Below are 19,745 nucleotides of genomic sequence, written 5' to 3' on the forward strand. Positions count from 1 at the left end.
ATGACGACGACAACGACGGACCTGCCCGTGGACCCGCCCGCTGCGGCGGCGCGGCTGCGGGCCAACCGGCGACGCCGAGCCGGACGCTCCACCGCGGTGACCGGCGCGCTGACGGTCGCCGTGGCCGCCCTGTTCGTGCTGACCATGATGGTGGGCAGCTTCCGCATCGGCGCCGGTGAGGTCATCGCCTCGGTGCTGCACCTGTCCGACAACCCCAGCGTCGACTTCGTCGTCCGTGGGCTGCGCCTGCCGACCGCCGCCGCCGCGCTGGCGGTCGGGCTCGCGCTGGGCGCCTCCGGGACGATCTTCCAGCAGTTGCTGCGTAATCCGCTCGCCTCGCCGGACTTCGTCGGCATCACCTCGGGCGCCGGTCTCGCCGCCGTCTCCGGAATCGTCATCTTCTCGGCCGCCGGGCTCGTCGTCAGCGGGTTCGCCCTCGGCGGGGCGATCGTCGCCGCCACGCTGATGTACCTGCTGGCCTGGCGGGACGGCGTCAGCGGCTACCGCTTCATCCTCATCGGCATCGGTGTGTCGGCCTTCTTCGAGGGCCTCATCGGCTACGTGCTCACCCGAGCCCAGCTCTTCGAGGCCCGCCAGGCCATGCACTGGCTGACCGGCTCGGTCGGGCAGGCCAGCACCACCGAACTGCGGCTGCTCATCGGCGGCCTGCTCGTCCTGCTGCCGATCGCCGTACTGCTGCAACGGCCGCTGCGCGCCCTCGAACTCGGCGACGACGCCGCCCGCACCCTGGGCACCCGCGCCGAACTCAACCGCGCAGCCCTGCTCGGCACCGCGATCGTGCTGGTCGCCCTGGCGGTGGCCGTCGCCGGCCCGATCGCCTTCGTCGCCCTCGTCGCCGGCCCGATCGCCAACCGGCTCCTCGGTCCGGCCACCGGTGGCATTCTCGCCGCCGCGCTGGTCGGTGCGGCGCTGCTGCTCAGCGCCGACCTCGTCGCCGTGCACCTGCTGCCCACACCGCTGCCCACCGGCGTGGTGACCGGCGCGGTCGGTGCTCCCTATCTGCTGTGGCTGCTGGCCACCTCCAACCGGCAAGGAGCGGGCGGATGACCCGACTGCGCGCCGAGGGGCTGACCCTCGGGTACGACGACCGGACCGTCGTGGACAACCTCGACGTCACCGTGCTCGACGGTAAGGTCACCGCGATCGTCGGTGCCAACGCCTGCGGCAAGTCCACCCTGCTGCGGGGCCTGGCCCGGCTGCTCCTGCCCCGCAGCGGCTCCGTCCTGCTCGACGGCAAGGCCCTCGGCGACCTGCGTACCATCGACGTGGCCAAGGTGCTCGGGCTGCTCCCGCAGACCCCGGTCGCGCCCGACGGCATCACCGTCGCCGACCTCGTCTCCCGGGGCCGTTACCCCCACCAGGGCTGGTTCCGCCGTTGGACCGACGGCGACCACGACGCGGTCTCCCGGGCCCTGGACGCCACCGACACCGCGGAGCTGATCGACCGTCCGATCCGGGAGCTGTCCGGCGGCCAGCGGCAACGCGTCTGGGTCGCCATGGCCCTGGCCCAGGACACCGACCTGCTGCTCCTCGACGAACCCACCACCTACCTGGACATCAACCACCAGGTCGAGCTGCTGCGGTTGCTGCGCAAGCTGAACGCCGAGTCCGGCAAGACCATCGTCATCGTCATGCACGACCTCAACCTGGCCTGCCGCTACTGCGACCACGTCATCGCGATGTCGAACGGCGCGATCGTCGCCGAGGGCGCCCCCACCGACGTGGTCACGGCCGAGCTGGTCGAGAAGGTCTTCGGGCTCAGCTGCGTCGTCGTACCCGACCCGATCGCCGGCACACCGATGGTCGTACCCACCTGAGGTTCAGTCGTCATCGTCGGCCACCGGTTCCGAGCCCACGCAGCGCAGCTTCAACTCGTACTCGCCGGCCGACCCCTCGAACCTGACCTCGACGTCGTCGTCCGGGCCCCGGTCCACGTCGCGGACCCGGAAGCCCTGCGCGGGCGCCCAGGAGACGAGGCGTACCCCACCGGCGCCGCACTCGGCCACGGCGGTGCCGCCCGCCGTGGCGAACACCCGGCGGGGCCCGGAGCTGGCGGACGGCGCGGCGCTCGACGGGCCGACGCCGGGGGTCGGCGCGGTGCCCGTCGTGCCGGTCGGTGCGGGCTCGGGCGAGGCGAGCGCGCGCTCGATCTCCGCCGCGCTGCGTATCCCGCCGGGGGTGCCGGTGATGCTCTCGCCCACCAGGCGGATCGCGCCCACGCCGATCAGGGTGGCCACGGCGGCGGTGGCCACCCAACCGGCGGTGACGAGGATCGGACGACGACGCATCCCCCGACTATCCCCGATGCCGGGTTGTCGCTGGCACATCCGGACGCTAAGGGACGGTTAACGTGGGCTCCGGCCCCGGCCGCAGCGGCTAGCCTGCCAGCTGTGGCCCGCCTGCTGCTCATCGAGGACGACCTGACCATCCGTACGCCGCTGATCCGGGCACTGCGCGAACGCGGGCACGCGGTGGCCGCGGCCTCGACCGCGCTGGCCGGTCTGCGCGACGCGCTGGACGACCGCCCCGATCTCGTCGTCCTCGACCTGGGTCTGCCCGATCTGGACGGCCGCGAGCTGCTGCGGATGCTGCGCGCGGTCAGTTCGGTGCCGGTCATCGTGGCCACCGCCCGCGACGACGAGGCCGAGATCGTCCGGGTCCTCGACGCGGGCGCCGACGACTACGTGGTCAAGCCGTTCACCGCGGCGCAGCTCGACGCCCGTGTCCGTGCGGTGCTCCGGCGGGGCACCTTCGGCACCGACGCGCAGGACCCGTCGCTCGCCGTCGGCGGTCTGCGGATCGACCCCCGGGCCCGGCAGGTCACGCTGGACGGGGCACCGGTCGAGCTGACTCCCCGCGAGTTCGACCTGCTGCACCATCTCGCCGGCCGGCCCGGCCAGGTGGTCACCAAACGCGAGCTGCTCACCGAGGTCTGGCAGATCCCGTACGGCGGCGCCGACAAGACCGTCGACGTGCACCTGTCCTGGTTGCGCCGCAAGCTGGGGGAGAACGCCCAGCAGCCCCGCTACCTGCACACCGTGCGCGGGGTGGGCGTACGGCTGGAGGCGCCGGGGGAGCAGCGGTGAGGGCTCGCCTCGCGCTGCTGGTCGCGGCGGTCAGCGTCCTCACCCTGATCGCGTTCCTGGTGCCGTTGGCACTGCTGGTACGCACCGTCGCCGAGGACCGGGCCACGGTCCGGGCCACCGCCGACGCGCAGAGCCTGGTGCCGGTGGTCGGCACCGCCGACGTGGCGACCATCCGGCTCACCGTCGAACAGCTCGCCGTGGAGTCCGGCCGGTCGGTGAGCGTCTTCCTCCCCGACGGCACGGTGCTCGGCGCCCCGGCGCCGCGTACGCCCGCCGTGGCCCTGGCGGCGCGTGGGCAGAGCCTCACCGGTGAGTCGGAGGCCGGCCGGGAGGTGGTCATCGCGGTGCAGGGCCGGGCGGACGGCACCGGGGTGATCCGGATCGTGGTTCCGCGGCACGAGCTGACCGACGGGGTGACCCGGGCCTGGCTGGTGCTGGCCCTGCTCGGGGTGGTCCTGGTGCTGATCGGGCTGGCCGTCGCCGACCGGTTGGCGCGCACGCTGGTCCGGCCGATCAGCGAACTCTCCGCGGTGTCGAACCGGCTGGCCAACGCCGAACTGGACGCCCGGGTCGTACCTGCCGGGCCGGCGGAGCTGCGCGAGGTGGCCGGCGCGCTCAACCACCTTGCCGGTCGGATCCAGGTGCTGCTGGTGCAGGAGCGGGAGCAGGTCGCCGACCTGTCGCACCGGCTGCGGACGCCGTTGACGGCGCTGCGGCTGGAGGCCGAGTCGCTGCGCGACCCGGACGACGCGGCCCGGATCACGGCCGCCGCCGACGGGCTCGAACGGGCGGTCACCGGGTTGATCCGGCAGGCCCGTTGGCGCAATTCACCGGCGGTGGGACCGACGCCGACCTCGGACGCCGCGGCGATCGTCGGTGACCGGGTGGCGTTCTGGTCGGTGCTGGCCGAGGACACCGGCCGAGCGGTCACCCTCGACCTGGCGCCCGGCCCGCTCCCCGTCGCGGTGCCCGCCGACGACCTGACGGCGGCCGTGGACGCCCTGCTCGGCAACGTCTTCGCGCACACCCCCGACGGCACGCCCTTCGCCGTCCACCTCGTGCGGGAGGCGGGGGAGGTGCTGCTCACCGTCGCCGACGAGGGCCCGGGCATGCCGGCCGGGGCGGTCCGGCGAGGTGCCAGCGCGGCCGGGTCGACCGGCCTCGGCCTGGACATCGCCCGCCGGGCCGCGCAGGCCGGCGGCGGTCGGTTGGAGCTGCGTACCGGCCCGCGCGGCGGGGCGCGGGTGCTGCTCCGGCTCGGGGTCGCCGCCACCGCGACGGCGGACGGCACGGTTTAACCCGGCCTTAGCGTTCGGACAGCGCGACGCTATCGGAATCCGGCCGATCCTCGACAGGACAACCGAGGAAAGGTGGACACCACGATGAAGCGCAGCGCACTGCTCCTGGCGACGGTCGGTGGGACGGCGGTACTGGCGGTGGCCGGGGTCGCCCTCGGCGTCAGCGCCGCCGGAGACCCGCCGGCCGGCGGTACGGCACTGGCCGCCGCCACCGTCGACCCGACGGCCACGGACGCACCGGACGACAGCGCCACCAGCGGCACCACCCCCACGCCGGGAGCCAGCGGTACGCCGACCAGCGGCACGCCGTCGGCCGGCGCGACGGCGGGTGGGGCCGTGGACCAGCAGCGGGCCGGCGAGATCGCGCTGGCCCGGGCCGGCGGAGGCCGGATCGTCGAGGTCGAGGCGGAACAGGAGCACGGCCGACCGGTCTGGAGCGTCGAGATCGTCGCCGGCGACACCGAACACGAGGTGGACGTCGACCGGGACAACGGCACGATCGTGAAGGCCGAGCAGGAGCCGGTGGACGACGACGGCCACGACAGCGACGACGACCGGTCCGGCGACGACGACCGGTCCGGCGATGACGGGGACAAGTCCGGCGACGACGACTGATGCCAGCGGATGCCGCCGCCGGCCATGGGCCCACCGTGGCGGGCGGCGACACCCGTCTGCGGACCGGTTCGCGGACCGTAGGCATATGCGGTGTGGTCCCGGGTAGCTGCCAGCCATGGCGCGGTACACGAAACCCGAGCTCAGAGAGCAGATCAAGGAAGAAATCAAGGCTTCTGACAAGGGCGGCCGGCAGGGCCAGTGGTCGGCACGCAAGTCGCAACTACTCACCCAGGAGTACAAGAAGCGCGGCGGGGGATTCCTGGGCCCCAAGGACGAGCGGCAGAAGTCGCTCCAGCGGTGGGGCAACGAGAAATGGCAGACGAAAGAGGGCGACACCCGTGCCCGCCAGGGCGGCACGACGAGTCGTTACCTGCCCAAGAAGGCCTGGGACCAGCTCTCGGCCGGCGAGAAGCGCGCGACCGACACCAAGAAACGCGAGGCGTCCCGGTCCGGCAAGCAGTACGTGGCCAACACCGGGCCGGCCAAACGGGCACGAAAGGACGCCACCTCGAACCGGGGACGGCTGTCCGAGATGTCGGTCGCCGAGGCGACCAAGCTCGTTCGTGGCCTCGACACGCGGCAGCTCAGGGACGCGCTGCGACGCGAACGCGACGGCAAGGGACGCAAGACGCTCATCCAGCGTCTTGAGGCGGAACTCAACCGACGTTGATCAGCACCCGGGCCAGCGGACGCCGGGTCGTGCCGTCCGCCGCGGTCAGATCGGCCCGCCGCCGAAGCCGATCTCGGGTCGCGGTCAGCTGATTCCCAGGTTCGGCCAACGTTCACCGTCCGCTTGTGGCGAGGCCACCGGACGGGATGCCCTCCCACCTAGCCTCACCAGGGCAAACGCTTCCGAAAGAGGTGAGGTTTCCACCCATGTCCCTGCGTCACATCCTGGCGGGCCTGGTCGTTCTGCCCGCGCTCGCCGCTCCGGTGGCCGCGCACGCGGCACCCGCGGACAGCGCCAGCGCGTTGCGGCCCCAGAAGACCCACTTCGACCTTCAGGCGCACCGCGGTGGCATCGGCATGACCACCGAGGAGTCGCTGCAGGGCTTCGCCAAGGCGATGCGCCTCGGGGTCACCACGCTGGAGCTGGACACCCAGGTCACCAAGGACAAGAAGGTCGTGGTCAACCACGACCGCCAGATCAGCGCCCAGAAGTGCGTGGACACCGCACCGGTCACGGTCGGCGACCCGATGTACCCGTACGTCGGCAAGTACATCAAGGACCTGACGCTCGCCCAGATCAAGACGATGAACTGCGGCTTCCAGCAGCTCCCGGGGTTCCCTGAGCAGGAACAGATCAGGGGCTTCCGGATGGTCGAGCTGAAGGACGTGCTCAACCTCGTCAAGAGCTACCGCGCCAAGGACCTCAAGCTCAACATCGAGACGAAGGTCGAGGCGGGAGCGCCCGAGCAGACCGCACCCCGTGAGCTGTTCGTTCGCCGGGTCTTCGAGGAGATCCGCCGCTCCGGGATCGAGAAGCAGGTCACCATCCAGTCGTTCGACTGGGGCGCGCTCAAGGAGATGCACCGGCTCGCGCCGAAGTGGCCGCTGGTGGCCCTGACGAACTACGACTTCCTTCAGGTCGGCAAGCCCGGCGCGTCCCCCTGGCTCGGCGGTATCGACGCTGACGACTACGACGGTGACTTCGTGAAGGCGGCCGCCGCCATCCGTGGCGTCACGGCCCTGTCGCCGAACTACGGATTCCCGCAGAACGGGACGATCAGCGACCCGAACTTCCGCTTCTACCCGGACGAGACGATGGTGGCCGAGGCGCACGCACGTGGCCTGAAGGTCATCCCGTGGACCTGCGACGACCCCGCCACCGTGGCGGCGCTCATGGACCTGGGCGTCGACGGCATCATCACCAACTACCCGAACCGGGTCCGTGACCTGATGGCCGAGCGCGGTATGCGTCTGCCGAAGAGCTACCAGCCCCGCCACTGATTCTCCTGCGCCTGAGAACGGCCCCGTGAGCTGCGGTAACGCGCTGGCGGGGCCGTTCGGCGTCGAGGTCCTGGACGGCCCGGTCCCACTTTCGATTCTCGGTGGAACACCTGAGACAGAACTCAGGGCCGGGCCGGGGTAGCGCCCGGAGGCCGCTCGGGTGTCGACGACCAGATGATGCTGCACATGAAACGTGCTGCGTTCTTCGTGATCGCCGGGCCGGTCTGCATCGTGGCCTACGGGCTCGTGCGCCTGTGGGGAAAGTCCGACGACGTGTACGGCCCGGGGTTCGACTGGCAGGCCGCGCACCTGATCGGCCTCGCGGGCATGGTGTTCTTCGTTCCGGCGGTCCTGGCGCTGGCCCGCCTGCTGCCGCCCAGCCGATGGCGCAACGGGGTGGTGGTCCTCACCCTGGTCGGACTCGCCGCGACCATGGTGCAGATCGGCGCGGACATCGTGGAGGGACTGCTGGCCGCCGACCGGCCGGAGATGTCGGCCCTCAGCGCCGACTTCAAGGACATCCCCGGCGTCGAGATCGCCTTCTACGACGTCGTACCCCAGTTCTTCTTCCTCGGCCTGGTCGTCCTCGCCGGGATGCTCGCCGCCCGTCGGCGGCTGCCGTGGTGGAGCGTCCCCCTCCTGCTGATCGGCATCGTCCTGCCGGTGGCCACGCTGGACCTTCTCCCGCTGAGCGGCCTGTGCATGCTGGTGGCGCTCGCGCCGGCCCTGCCGGCGCTCGGACCGGACGGGTTCGGTGCCGATGCCGGTGCCGGCACCACCTCAGCCGGCACTGGGATCGCGATATAGTAGGTGCCGGCAGAGCGCCTGCCAGCGCCCAGTGTGGTCGCCCACGCCGCACCACACGTTGAGGCCAAGAGTCTCCGACTCCGCGCGGTGGTCAACCTTCGACGTGCCGGTCACGTCGCCTGTTCGGTGCGGGGCGTGGGGCCGCATCGGAGGCGTCATGTCTGATCAGAATCCCCGCCGGAGCCCAGCCTCGGGGCGTGCACGCAAACGTGCGATCCGGGAGCAGGCGTCCCGCACCGGGGTGGCCTACTCGGTGGCCGCCCGGCAACTCAGGGCGGTCGGTCTTCAGCCCGGTGAGACCCTCTCCAGCTATGGGCGGACGATCTATCCGAGCGGCTTCGACTCGTACCGCCAGCTGCTCGTCGACCGCCGTGAACGGCGATCGTTCGAGGAGCGGGTGGCGGACACCAGACGGGCCGCCAGTCTGCCGGCCGGTCGGGCCCAGCACCTCGTCGAGCGTTTTCCGCCCACCCGGAGGGCTGGGGTGGGCCTCCTCTACCACGGCGAAGCCCGCCGCGAACTGCTGGCGATGGTGTACGTCGCGGTCGCCGCCGAGGCACCGGGGTTGCTGCCCGAGGTGGGTGACCTGGCCTGGGTCGCGGAGATGGGCGAGGACACCGCGGTCGACCTGGCGTACGCGGAGGTGGACCACGAGGCCCGCCGCCTACTCGATCGGGAGCCGGTGGCGCTCTTCGCGGCGATCGAGAAGGCGTTGGCCGCTGCCGAAGGCAGCGCGGACTGGCAGATCCGCCAGGAGGCGATCCGGCACGCTGCGCTCTTCCGCACGATGATGACCCCCCGCCTGGGGTCCGCGGGCGAGTTCTACGTGCCGGGACTTCCGATCGTCGGGGTACGGCAGATTCTCGACGCGCTGCTCATCGTCGCCGAGGACGGACATGCTCCGGGCACCCGGGTACGTGTGCTCAGCGAGCCGTACGCGGGCCGAGTGGGCACGATCATCGGCGCCCGGTGGGGAGGGTCGGGACCGCCGGTGGGCTATCTCGTCTGGCTCGAAGGCGCGAAGGCGGCGTTCTCCGCCCGCGCCGACGACTTGGTCGTGCTGGCCGGCCAGGCGTCCCCGCCGCGCTGACAAATTGCATGAAAACATTTCAATGTGTACGTGATCCGACAGTGCGCAGCGAAGCTGTTCGATAGCCTCTGAGCTGGGAAAACGTCCCGATCTGCGTGATCGGGCCTGCCCAACTCTCCGATGCCACTGCCGGGCATTCCACTGCACAAGGAAGGGTTTCTCATGCACGCTGTGTTCCATCGAGGCCTGGTCCTGACCGGCCTGGCCGTCGCTGTCGGGCTCGCAGCATCATCGGCCGGGGTGGCCGCTCGGCCGGGCAGCGTCCCGCCCGCCGGCAACGCCCCCGCCGATTCGTCGTCGTTGGCCGCCGTACCCTGCAACCCGCTCTGGGACCTGCTGAACAGCACCGGTCGCAACGGGCCGTTGGCGATCGGCCTGACCGCAGATCAGCAGCTGATCAAGTTCGCGGTCAACCGACCTCAGTGGGCCTGCGCCATCGGCGTGGTCGACCTGCCCGGCATCGAGGACCTCGTCGGTATCGACTACCGGGTCCAGGACGGCAACCTGTACGGCGTCAGCGGCGCTGGCGGCGTCTACACATTGTCCACCCGCACCGCCGTCGCCACGAAGGTCAGTCAACTGACCATCGCCCTCGCCGGCACGTCCTTCGGCGTCGACTTCAACCCGGCGGCCGACCGCCTGCGGATCGTCAGCAACACGGGCCAGAATCTGCGACACAACGTCAACGTCGGTGGCGTCACCCTCGCCGACAGCGTCCTCACCTATCCGCCGTCGGTCGTGGCCGCCGCAGGGGTCTCCGGCGCGGCCTACACCAACAACGACCTCAGCCCGACCACCGCCACCAGCCTGTTCGACGTCGACACCAGCCTCGACCAGGTCGCGCTTCAGGTCCCGGCCAACTCGGGCCAACTCTCCGCCACCGGCGCACTCGGTGTGGCCGCCGACCCCCGAGCCGGCTTCGACATCTACAGCGCGCTGCGCGCCGGGCGCGCGGTCAGCAACAGCGCCCACGCCGTGTTCAACGGCTCCGGCGTCAGTCGGGCGTACAGGGTCGACCTGCTGACCGGCGAAGCCCAACCGACCGGCGCCTTCGACGCGGCATACCTGGTCACCGACCTCGCACTGCGCCTCGACCAGCCGTGACCCGTTGGCCCCGCCGCCGTTCTAGCGCTCGACGGCGGCGGGGCCCCGGTCCTCGAACTCGTACGTGGTGGTCAGGCCCTCGGGCAGGTCGGGGACCAGGGCGTTGGTGCCGTCCACGACCTGGACGTAGCGCTTGCCCTGCAGGAACGAGTAGCTGCCGTCGGCGACCTGCTCGATCCGGAAGAGCTGCGTCTGCGCGGCGGGATCGCACGCCCGGGCGTGGACGCTGCCCGGGGCCGCGTCGTGCACGACGGTCATGCAGACCTGGCCGGCGTCGCGCGGCGCGGCCAGCATGATCTGGAATCGGTCCCCCCGGGGCCGCAGGACCCACAGCGCCCGGTCGTCGATGCCCCGCTCGGTGGTGGCCCGTACCTGGTCGTCGGTGCGGCCGATCGCCAGCACGGCTCCGGCCAGGCCGGGCATTCCGATCAGGACCTGCCGGCGGCCGGCGAGGATGTCCTGCGGTCCCGGCGGAGCGGTCAGCGGCGGGGCGGTGACGGGCGGGGCGGTCGACGGTGCGACCACGCCGGCCGGACCGACACCCTGGACCGGTGCCTCGACGTGGTTCCGCGCCGCCAGCAGGGTGGTGCCGGCCGCACCCACCAGCACGGCCAGCCCGGTGGCGGTGATGGCCGCGCGACGTCGCCGACGCTCTTCGCTCCGGCGGCGCAGGTGCTGCGCCGTCGGCAGGGTCGTGACTCGCCGGACCTCGTCGACGATGGCCGTGAGGTCGTCGTGCGGATCAGCCATGGGAGGCCCTCTCCTGGTGCGCCTCGTTCAGCAGCTCGGCCATCGCCCTCCGACCGCGGGCGAGGTACGTCTTGACGGTCCCGATGGGCGCCTGCATCTCGGCTGCCACCTCGGCGACGCTGAGATCGTTCAGGTGGTGCAGCACGACGGCGCGGCGCTGGTTGGGGTTGAGCCGCTGAAGTGCCTGCAGCAGGGCGACGTGGTCCTCGTTGAGGCCGGGCACGCCCTGGTCGACGGCTGCCCGACGGTGTGCGCGGATCCGGTTGAACGTCTTGCGCCAACTGCTCACCGCGGTTCGGGACGCGACCCGGCGGACCCACGCCTCCGGGCTGTCCGCCTCGCGCACCGTCGGCCAGCGCTGCCAGGCCCGCATGAACGCCTCGGCGACGGCGTCCTCCGCCTCGCTGCGGTTGCCGGTCAGCGCATAGACGTGACCCACGATCCGGCCGGCGCAGGCGGCGTAGAAGGCGTCGAACTCCTCGGCGTCACGCATCTGACCTGCGCCCCCCTTCGCCTGCTCGTGCCGTCGTCATCGCGCATGGAACCCGCAGGGGGAATCCGGTCGCACCGGCGCGGTCGAAGATTGTGGCTACCGTCACATCCGAAGTGATCAACCTAACGAGCAGGTCAGGCGTCATCGTGCCGTCCCGGGAGAGGCCCGAGGCGGAGAGGACGATGTGCGACGACGGCAACGACGCGCCCTGACAGCCGGAGTGCTCGCGACCGCATTGGTCGCGGCGGGCCTGACGGCCCATCCGGCGCAGGCGCAGGAGAAGCCGGAGGCCCCGGTCTCCGGCTCTCCGGGCACCTTCACGCTGATCACCGGCGACCGGGTGTTCCTGAGCGCGGACGGTGACTTGGAGATCCAGCGGGGACCCGGGCGGGCCGCCATCTGGTTCGTGAGCAGCCGAGAGGGCGGCCACCAGTACGTCGTCCCGGTGGACGCGCTGCCGTTGCTGCAGGACGGTCGGCTGGACCGACGGCTGTTCGACCTCACCGCGCTCGGCGAGTTCGGCTACGACGACCGCGCTGCCGAGTTGCCGCTGCTGGTCGCGTACCCGCAGAACCAGGCTGCGCAGGCGCGGTCCGCCGCCGTCGGGGGTTCCGCGCGGGTACGGGCCGACCTGCCCGCCGCCCACGCGTTGGCCGTGCGGGCGGGCCGGGACGACCGGGTCGAGCTGTGGTCGTCGCTCACCCGCGGTACGTCGTCGCAGCGCACCCTCGCCGCCGGGGTGACCCACGTGTGGCTGGACGGCAAGCGCAAGGTCTCCCTGGATCACAGCGTGCCGCAGATCGGTGCCCCGTCGGCCTGGCAGGCCGGCTTCGACGGCACCGGGGTCACCGTCGGTGTCCTCGACACCGGGATCGACGCCGGCCACCCCGACTTCGCCGGGCACCTCACCGAGGTCCGGGACTTCACCGGCGGCAACGACCCCAGCGACAACGTCGGCCACGGCACCCACGTGGCGTCGACCATCATGGGCAGCGGCGCCGCATCCGACGGCAGGTACCGCGGTGTGGCGCCGGGCGCGAAGCTGCTCGTCGGCAAGGTCTGCGCCACCACCGAGTGCCAGGACTCGGACATCATCACCGGTATGCAGTGGCTCGCGCCGCAGGTCAGGGTGGTCAGCATGAGCCTGGGCGGCACCGACACGCCCGCTCTCGACCCGCTGGAGACCGCGGTCCAGGACCTGAGTCGCCAGTACGGCACCCTCTTCGTGGTCGCCGCCGGCAACGAGGGCAAGCCGAAGTCGGTCTCCTCGCCGGCCACCGCCGACGACGCCCTCGCCGTCGCCGCGGTCGACGCCGACGACCAGCGGGCGTACTTCTCCAGCCGGGGTCCCCGCATCGGCGACAACCACATCAAGCCCGAGATCAGCGCGCCGGGCGTCGACATCGTGGCGGCCGCCCCGGGCGGCGGTTACGTCGCGATGGCGGGCACGTCGATGGCGACTCCGCACGTGGCGGGTTCGGCCGCGATCCTCGCCGGCCAGCACCCGGACTGGTCCGGCCCCCAGCTCAAGGCAGCCCTGATGGACTCGGCCAAGCCGGCCGGCGACGACAGCCTCTATGAGCAGGGCGCGGGCCGGCTGGACATCGGTCGTGCGGTCGCCCAGCCGGTCGCCGCCGAGGTCGGTGCCATCGACTTCCCGGTCCAGCGGTGGCCGCACGCCGACGACACCCCGTTCACCCAGGTCGTCGCGTACCGCAACGCGGGCACCACGCCGGTCACCCTGTCGCTGTCCGTGGCCCCCGCGCCGGCCGGCATGATCACGGTCAGCCCCGCCACGCTGGTGGTGCCGGCCGGTGGCCGCGCCGAGGCGACGATCAGCGTGGACACCCGGGTCGACGCCGCTGACGGCGTCTACCAGGGCGCGCTGACCGCGACCGGTGCCGGTGACCTGCGGGTGCGTACGCCGTTCGCGCTGAATCGGGAGATCGAGAGCTACGACGTCCGGCTCGACCACACCGGGCGGGACGGCAAACCGGCCACGGAGTACACGACCGTGGCGGCGAACCTGACGACCGGCGAGTTCACCACCCTCGACGCAGTGCCGGGCGGTGGCACCCTGCGCCTGCCCAAGGGCCGTTACGCCCTCTACAGCACCATTCACGAGGGCACCGCGTCGACGCTGCTCGTGCAGCCGGTACTGGACGTGCACGGTCCGGTGACCGAGGCGCTCGACGCCCGTACGGCACGGCCGGTCGCGCTGACCGTGCCCCAGCGGGACGCCGCGCCGATGTCGATCAACGTGAGCGCGAACTGGAACGACGGCTTCCGCTACCCGGGCGTGCAGCTCAGCGGGGTGTCGTTCGCGGACGTCTTCTTCGGCCGGATCGGGCCCGCCGTCGCGGCCCCTGAATTCGCCGCGACGCTGGGTGTCGGGCTCGCCCGTCCGGGCAAGGACGGGACCTTCCGGAACAGCCCCTACACGTACGACCTCGCGTACGTGCGTCAGGGCGACATGTTCACGGGCCTGACCAAGAAGCTGTCGCCGGCGAACCTCGCCACCGTCAAGGCGACCTACCGGAGCCAGTCCACCACCGCGACCGCCGCCCGGTTCCACCGCGCGTCGGCTCCCGGCGGCCCCGGCCCGATCGGCTCGAACACGTCGATCGACCTGCCGTTCCACGCCACCGAGTACTACAACACCGACGGTGGCATCGTCTGGACGTCCACGTTCCTCGAGGGCGACAACCTCACCACCCAGGAGTCCACCTACCAGCCGGGCAGGACGTACACCCAGACCTGGAACGCGGCGCCCTTCGGACCGACGGTGAGCCAGCCTCCGGCGTGGTCACCACTGGGCTACGCCGGCCGCGACGGAGACACCATCTCGCTCGCGGCACCGCCCCTGTTCGGTGACGCCACCGGCCGCCCGGCCAGCCGGGACGACCTGCCGGTGCACTACCGGTTGACGCGCAACGGCACGGAGATCGGCACCGCCGACGGCCCGTACGCGGACTTCCCGGTGCCCGCCGCCAAGGCCACCTACCGGTTGGAGGCGACGGTCACCCGCGGCGCTCCGGACACCCTGTCGACGTCGGTCTCGGTGGCCTGGACCTTCACCTCGGCGCACACGACCACGCCGCAGCCGCTGCCCCTGACCACGGCCCGGCCGAGGCCCGTGCTCGACGACACCAATACGGCTCGGGCCGGCCGGACGATGCTCATCCCGGTGGCCCTGGACCGGCAGCCCGGCTCGGCGGCCGCGTCCGGCCGGACGCTCGGCGTCTCCGCCTCGTTCGACGACGGCCGGACGTGGGTCGCGTTGCCGGTGCTCGGGGGCGTCGCCGTCATCGCCCATCCGCGTCGAGCCGGCTTCGTCGCCCTGCGCGTGCAGGCCACCGACACCGCCGGCAACACGGTGACGCAGACGATCCAGCGGGCCTACCGGATCGCCTGACCCACGATCCGGGGCGGCGGCTGCTCGTCGCCGCCCCGGATCGCGGTCTCAGCTCTGAAACTGCTCCTCGTAGTGGGCCACCACGGCCCGGTGCTCCTCGGTGGGGCTCCCGGCGTACGCCTCCTGGGCGAGCGTGACCGCCTCCCGCCAGTGCCTGCGCGCCCGGCCCAGGTGCCCGGCGGCCCGGTCGAGCTCGGCCAACCGCTCGTGCGCGGCGGCCTGCCCCAGCCATGCGCCGAGGTCCTCGGGATCCAGCGTCGCCCGCCGTCGGCAGCTCGCGAGGGCCTGCTTGAACAGGGTGCGGGCCAGGATTGGGTCGTCGTCGTTGTCCCGTACCCAGTCGCCGAGGGTCTGGCAGGCCGCGGCCAGGTCGCGGTGGAAACCACCGTTGCGCGGGCTGCGGTGTACGAGGCCCTGCACGATCTCCAGCGACCGCTCGAGATTGCCACGGACCTCCTCCGGCTGCCCGTTCGCGATGGCGAAGTCGGCCGTCCGGCGAAAGGCGGTGGCCAGGTCACGTTGCGCGTCGGCGCTGTCCTCGTCGGTGTCGGCCAGGCGCTGGGCCAGGGACATCCCCGCCACGACGTGCTGCTGTGCACAGGCGAGGTCGCCGACGCCGAGATCCATGTCGCCGAGCCGCCAGTACGCGGCGAGCAGCTTGCGCTGGTAGGCGACGTTGTCCGGTGCCGCGGTGGCCAGCGCCTCGACGATCGCGGCGGCTTCGGTGCTGAGCTGCTGGAAGCGCTCGGCGTCCGCGCCGCTCGCCCCGACGATGTCCGCCAGGGCGCTCACGGCGTCGAAGAGGTTGTCCTGGAGATCCTGGTCCTCCGGGGTCTCCTCGACGAGGTCACGCCAGATCGACAGCGCCTGTTCGAGCAGTTGCTGCGCCGCCGCGGGATCCTCGGCGCGGCACACGGCGGCGAGCGTGGCCAGGCAGATACCCAGATCACGGCGCAGGATCGGCTGCTCCGGATCGGCGTCGACCAGATGTTGGTGGATGCGGAGCGACTCCTGCGCGGCCTCCCGGGCCTGGTCGACCTCCGCGACATCGAGGGCCAGCTGCGCGACCTTCTGGTAGCTCAGGCCCACGTTGCGCTGGTACCGCAGGTCGTCCGGGTCGGCCTGGCTCAGCCGCAGGTCGATGGCCAGCGCCCGCGCGTAGTGGCCGCGCGCCTCGTCGACCCGACCGAGTCGGCGCGTGAGGCGGCCCTGGCTGTCCAGCGCCGCGCTCAGCTCGATCTGCACCTGCGTGTCGCCCGGCCGAGCTTCGGCCAGGCCGGCGAGCAGGTCGAGGATCTCCTGCCCCTTGGCGGCTGCGGCGACGGTGCTGCCGATGGCCTCCAGCGCGTCCCGCTCGCCGCCGGCGAAGTCGAGGTACGCCGGATGCTCGACCGGGAAACCCAGGGTCACCTCGCCGAGGAACGCCGCGACGGTCAGCTCACCACCGAGGTTCGGCAGCAGCGTCTGCGCCAGTACGGCCAGGTCGTCGAACCGGCCGGCGACCCGGAGGTGGTGGACGCCCTCGGTGAGGGTCTCGAACCCGGCCCGTTCGGCTTCGATGATGCGCTGGCACACGGCGGCGGCCCGCCGGTGCCGGTCGATGCGCGCCTCGCCCTGCAGGGGTGCCAGGGCCTCCCGGAGCCAGGGTTCCACCAGCACCCCGTCGTCGTCGCGCAGGACCAGCGTGAGGCCGTGCAGCCGGTGCAGGTGCGCGCTCGCCGCGGCCACCTCCTGCTCGGTGGGCTCCCGCTCGTGTAGGGCGAACGCGAGGTCGTCGCCGGACAGGGCCAGGGGGATCCGCAGCACCGCGGCCTGCAGCAGCGCCTCGTGCTCGGCCGGGCTCAACAGCTCCAGCAACTCGGCGAGCAGCATGTCCCGGGTGCCGAGGGTGATCGCCTGACGGGCCGCCTCGGCGGCGTCGGGACCGTTCGCCGCCGAACGGAGGAGATCGAGCCGCTCCTGTTCGGCGAGCCGGTGCAGCCGCTCGGTCACCTCCGGCAACCGGGCCTCGCCGGCCCCGGACAGCAGGGCGTCGGCGAACTCCACGAGGCGGGGATGCCCACCGACGGCCTGCACCACCGATTCGCGGTCGTCGAAGGAGAGTTCCCGCAGACCCGGCAGGCGCAGCAGCATCCGGCGCAGCTCGGCGTCGCTCAGCGGCGGGACCTCGAGCCGTGCCAGTGGCACCTCGACCGGTACCGGATAGCGGCTGGTCACCAGGATCTTGCCGCGCTCGGCCGCGCGGCACAGGTCGTCGAAGACCTCTGCGAAGCCCGCGTCGAGGAAATCGTCGCCGCCCACCGTGAGGTTCTGCTCGAAGTCGTCGAAGACGAGCAGCAGACGATCCGTCCGCAGGGCCTCGGTGACCGCCGTCAACGCGGCCGTCTGGTTCCCGGGATCGCCGATGGCCGCGCCGGCCGGGGTGGCGGCGACGGCCGCGATCAGCTCGGGCGGGTTCCAGGCGCCGCCGTGCACGACGATCGACCACGGGTCGTCGAGGTCGTCCCGCAGCCGGTTGACCGCCCGGCCCGCGAGCGCCGTCTTGCCGATGCCGGCGGCCCCGGTCAGCACGATTCCGTTGACCAGCCCGGGCTGACCGGCGGACGCGATCTCGTCCCGCAGGATCTGCGTCACGATCCGCAGCTCGGCTCTCCGGCCGACAAGATCACCCAGCAGCATCTCGCGTACCCCGACGCCGGTGGGCAGTTCGGTCGGGTTGCTGAGCGGTACGGGCTGCGCCGCGCTGTCCCAGAGCGGGCCGTCCGACGACGCGAACAGCGTCGGCACCGCGTACTCGGGGCGGTTGGGCGTCCGCGCCCCTACCGCTTCGTCGAACAGCTCCGACCGGGCCATGGCCAGCGCCGCGGCGACAGACGTGTTGTCCTCGGCGAGCGCCCGGTAGACGCTGGTCAGCAGGCGGGTCGCGTACGCGTCGGTCACCGTGGTCTGCATCGCGATGACCCGGTCGGCCCCGTGTCGCAGCAGAGTCGTCGCGAGCCCGGTGTCGGCGTCCGCCGCGCCACCGCAGCTGGACAACACGATCAGCGGGAGCGGCCGTCCACCGCGCCGCAGCGCGCGGACGAGGTCCTCGGCCTGTACGTCGACCGCGTTGCCCTCGCGGTCCTCCAGCTCGACCCCGTACGGGGAGCCGTGCGCGGACAGGTGCAGGACGTGGTACGCGTCGCGCCGCAGCGCCTCGGCGATCTCCTGCGGGCCGGCCACCTCCAGGATCGTGACCTCGATCTGGCCGAGTTCGCCCACCACGTTGACGATGGCCTGCATCTCGGCCTCGATGTCCAGCGCGGGGTTCTCGGTGTGGGTGGGCGCGCCGACCGCGACAAGGATCTTCATCGGCCCGGGGGTGGGCGGGGCGGCCAGCTCGCGTACGCCCGTGACGGTCCGGGTGAAGCGCACCCCTCGGACCGTGGCCAACACCCGCTGGTCGAGGAGTCGGATCATCTCGAACGGAAGCTCGTGGGCCGGACCGTCCGCGGTGACCACGACATCGAGCACCGTGCCGTCGTCGGCGGTCGTGACCAGCGTGGTGAGCTGATCGAGGGAGTCGGCGTCGAAGAGCGCCGCGGAGAGCCGTTGCCCCAACTGGGCCAGCCGGGCCTCGGCGTTCGGCAGGTCCAGCAGTGCCCAGACCTCGTCGCGGCCGAACGGCAGCGGTTCGTCGCGGTCACACAGCAGGGTGCCGGCGAGCGTGGCGGTGCTGAGCAGCCGGCCCTGCTCGACACGCACCGCCAGGCGCAGCTCGTGGCGGGCCGCGGAACCCATCGTCCCGCAGCGTTGCCGCAGCGCCTCGACCAGGGCGTCGACTCCGCGCTCGCTCATCGTGCGGACCTGGTGCAGCGGGCCGGCGTGCCCGGGTAGGAAGGCCGGCAGGTCGTCCCGCGTCGCGCCGGGGAGCAGCACCGGCAGCACCGCGGCACCGGACTTCTCGTCACCGCCAACCATGTCGCGGATCGCTCGCGCCGCCTGCCACAGCGCGGGATCGGCGGTGCCCGGGTCGTTGGTGGCCGCGATCTCGCGGTAGAGCGGCGAGCCGATCAGCACCACGGCACCGGCCGAGGCCAGGTCGGCGGCGGCCAGTTCGGCTGGCGTGGAGAGCAACCGGGCATCCAGCCCTCGGGCCCGCAGCAGGATCCAGAGGTCCCGAACCGCGTCAACGTGCACTGCGTCGTCAGGTGCGTACGCGAGGACGACCCGACCGATCCCGCCTGTCATGCGCGACAGCATGCCAGGCGTGATCGCCGGGTCATGATCGACCCGACGTCGTCCCGAAGGCGCCCGCTCCACAGGCGAGTGTCAGGTGGTGAGCGCGGAACAGGCCGTGGCGATCGCGGGCGGTAGGCCGGTGTCACCGCAGTCGAGTCCCGCGTCGGCACGGCCGACGAACTGCCAGGCGCCGGTCACCCGCCGTAGGAAGAGCTGGGGGTCGGCGAGGACACCGTTGCCGGCCGTCGTGACGACCACCCTCGCGTAGCCGTTACGGCAACCCAGCACGGCAACCTTGGCCACGGTCTGCCCCGGCTCCTCGCCGTTGAGGGAGTCCTTCACCGCGGCGGACAGGGTCGGGACCGCGCACGAGGCGTCGGCCGTGACCACCGCGGCTGGCCCGTTGGGCACCGGGCGCACCGGCGGGTTGGTTACGGGGTCCGTGCCCTGCCCGGTCTCGGGCGGCGCTGGCTGGCCGGCCGGGGGCGGCCCGGACGGGGTGGGGGCGGACGTGGCGCTCGGCAGGGTGGCCGTCGGCGTCGCCGTGGACGCGCTGGAGCTTCCCGAGGCGGTCGGCAGCGACGAGGCCGCCGTCCGGTCCGCATCGCCGCCGCAGCCGGAGCTGAGCGCCACCGTCGTCACGACGGCGGCCATCGTCCAAGCGACTCTTCGCATTCCCATGTCCGCTCCTGGTGAGTGTCGCCGACCCCGGCTCGGCCGGTTCGGCCGCCGGTTGGGCCCGAAGCTAGGCGACCAAGCGAGAGGAAACCTGGAACGAACCTTGACGATCCGTTCAGCCTTTCGACCATCCACGTCTGTCACTGTGCTCGGGCCGCTGTCGGTCGCGACGAGCGCCTGCCGTAGGCGCTGAACCGATGTCCGTCGCTCGGCGCGA

The 19,745-nt window shown here is 72.2% G+C and carries 16 protein-coding genes; 11 read left to right on the forward strand and 5 right to left on the reverse strand.

Annotated elements, in window-relative coordinates; translation table 11 throughout:
• Nucleotides 1-1,068: a FecCD family ABC transporter permease gene (locus ACFQGL_RS06470; protein WP_377506835.1), complete on the forward strand. Its 1,068-nt coding sequence runs from the start codon at nucleotides 1-3 to the stop codon at nucleotides 1,066-1,068.
• Entirely contained in the window at nucleotides 1,065-1,838 is a 774-nt protein-coding gene (locus ACFQGL_RS06475; RefSeq protein WP_377506838.1) for an ABC transporter ATP-binding protein, read from the forward strand. The genes ACFQGL_RS06470 and ACFQGL_RS06475 overlap by 4 nt, the downstream gene beginning before the upstream one ends.
• 3 nt (nucleotides 1,839-1,841) lie before the next feature.
• Here the strand turns inward: ACFQGL_RS06475 and ACFQGL_RS06480 are convergent, their stop codons facing one another.
• Nucleotides 1,842-2,309 (reverse strand): septum formation initiator, encoded by a 468-nt coding sequence (locus tag ACFQGL_RS06480; RefSeq protein WP_377506841.1) that lies wholly within the window; start codon nucleotides 2,307-2,309, stop codon nucleotides 1,842-1,844.
• 102 nt (nucleotides 2,310-2,411) lie between these two features.
• On the opposite strand from ACFQGL_RS06480, the gene ACFQGL_RS06485 reads away from it, so the two are divergent.
• The 8 genes from ACFQGL_RS06485 (at nucleotide 2,412) to ACFQGL_RS06520 (ending at nucleotide 9,971) form a co-directional block, all read left to right on the forward strand.
• On the forward strand, nucleotides 2,412-3,107 hold the full coding sequence (locus ACFQGL_RS06485; protein WP_377506844.1) for a response regulator transcription factor: 696 nt from the start codon (nucleotides 2,412-2,414) through the stop codon (nucleotides 3,105-3,107).
• The gene (locus tag ACFQGL_RS06490) at nucleotides 3,104-4,405 is read left to right on the forward strand and encodes a HAMP domain-containing sensor histidine kinase (RefSeq protein WP_377506847.1); all 1,302 of its coding nucleotides are present in this window, start codon (nucleotides 3,104-3,106) and stop codon (nucleotides 4,403-4,405) included. Before ACFQGL_RS06485 ends, ACFQGL_RS06490 begins: the two co-directional genes overlap by 4 nt.
• A gap of 84 nt (nucleotides 4,406-4,489) precedes the next feature.
• Nucleotides 4,490-5,020, forward strand: a complete 531-nt coding sequence (locus tag ACFQGL_RS06495; protein ID WP_377506850.1) for a PepSY domain-containing protein — start codon at nucleotides 4,490-4,492, stop codon at nucleotides 5,018-5,020.
• Between the two features lie 115 nt (nucleotides 5,021-5,135).
• A complete protein-coding gene (locus ACFQGL_RS06500) occupies nucleotides 5,136-5,690 on the forward strand; it encodes a DUF5872 domain-containing protein (protein WP_377506853.1) in 555 nt (184 codons plus the stop codon).
• A 206-nt stretch (nucleotides 5,691-5,896) separates the two neighbouring features.
• The gene (locus tag ACFQGL_RS06505; RefSeq protein ID WP_377506856.1) at nucleotides 5,897-6,970 is read left to right on the forward strand and encodes a glycerophosphodiester phosphodiesterase family protein; all 1,074 of its coding nucleotides are present in this window, start codon (nucleotides 5,897-5,899) and stop codon (nucleotides 6,968-6,970) included.
• A gap of 186 nt (nucleotides 6,971-7,156) precedes the next feature.
• The gene (locus tag ACFQGL_RS06510) at nucleotides 7,157-7,777 is read left to right on the forward strand and encodes a hypothetical protein (protein WP_377506858.1); all 621 of its coding nucleotides are present in this window, start codon (nucleotides 7,157-7,159) and stop codon (nucleotides 7,775-7,777) included.
• Nucleotides 7,778-7,934: 157 nt separating this feature from the next.
• On the forward strand, nucleotides 7,935-8,867 hold the full coding sequence (locus ACFQGL_RS06515; RefSeq protein WP_377506861.1) for a hypothetical protein: 933 nt from the start codon (nucleotides 7,935-7,937) through the stop codon (nucleotides 8,865-8,867).
• 162 nt (nucleotides 8,868-9,029) lie between these two features.
• Nucleotides 9,030-9,971, forward strand: coding sequence for a DUF4394 domain-containing protein (locus ACFQGL_RS06520; protein WP_377506864.1), 942 nt, complete (start codon nucleotides 9,030-9,032; stop codon nucleotides 9,969-9,971).
• A 21-nt stretch (nucleotides 9,972-9,992) separates the two neighbouring features.
• On the opposite strand, the gene ACFQGL_RS06525 is transcribed toward ACFQGL_RS06520, so the two are convergent.
• Nucleotides 9,993-10,721, reverse strand: coding sequence for a hypothetical protein (locus ACFQGL_RS06525; protein WP_377506867.1), 729 nt, complete (start codon nucleotides 10,719-10,721; stop codon nucleotides 9,993-9,995).
• On the reverse strand, nucleotides 10,714-11,214 hold the full coding sequence (locus tag ACFQGL_RS06530; RefSeq protein WP_377506870.1) for a SigE family RNA polymerase sigma factor: 501 nt from the start codon (nucleotides 11,212-11,214) through the stop codon (nucleotides 10,714-10,716). The genes ACFQGL_RS06525 and ACFQGL_RS06530 overlap by 8 nt, the downstream gene beginning before the upstream one ends.
• Nucleotides 11,215-11,434: 220 nt before the next feature.
• On the opposite strand from ACFQGL_RS06530, the gene ACFQGL_RS06535 reads away from it, so the two are divergent.
• The gene (locus tag ACFQGL_RS06535) at nucleotides 11,435-14,629 is read left to right on the forward strand and encodes a S8 family peptidase (protein WP_377506873.1); all 3,195 of its coding nucleotides are present in this window, start codon (nucleotides 11,435-11,437) and stop codon (nucleotides 14,627-14,629) included.
• Between the two features lie 48 nt (nucleotides 14,630-14,677).
• Here ACFQGL_RS06535 and ACFQGL_RS06540 read toward each other — a convergent pair whose 3' ends face one another.
• Together ACFQGL_RS06540 and ACFQGL_RS06545 are read right to left on the reverse strand one after the other, a co-directional pair.
• Entirely contained in the window at nucleotides 14,678-18,859 is a 4,182-nt protein-coding gene (locus tag ACFQGL_RS06540) for a CHAT domain-containing protein (protein WP_377506876.1), read from the reverse strand.
• An 81-nt stretch (nucleotides 18,860-18,940) separates the two neighbouring features.
• Complete coding sequence (locus ACFQGL_RS06545; RefSeq protein WP_377506878.1) at nucleotides 18,941-19,531, reverse strand: hypothetical protein; 591 nt, start codon at nucleotides 19,529-19,531, stop codon at nucleotides 18,941-18,943.
• Between the last annotated feature and the right edge of the window lie 214 nt (nucleotides 19,532-19,745).

Origin of the sequence: Micromonospora vulcania (assembly GCF_042658605.1) — a bacterium.
GTDB classification, from domain to species: Bacteria; Actinomycetota; Actinomycetes; order Mycobacteriales; family Micromonosporaceae; genus Micromonospora; species Micromonospora vulcania.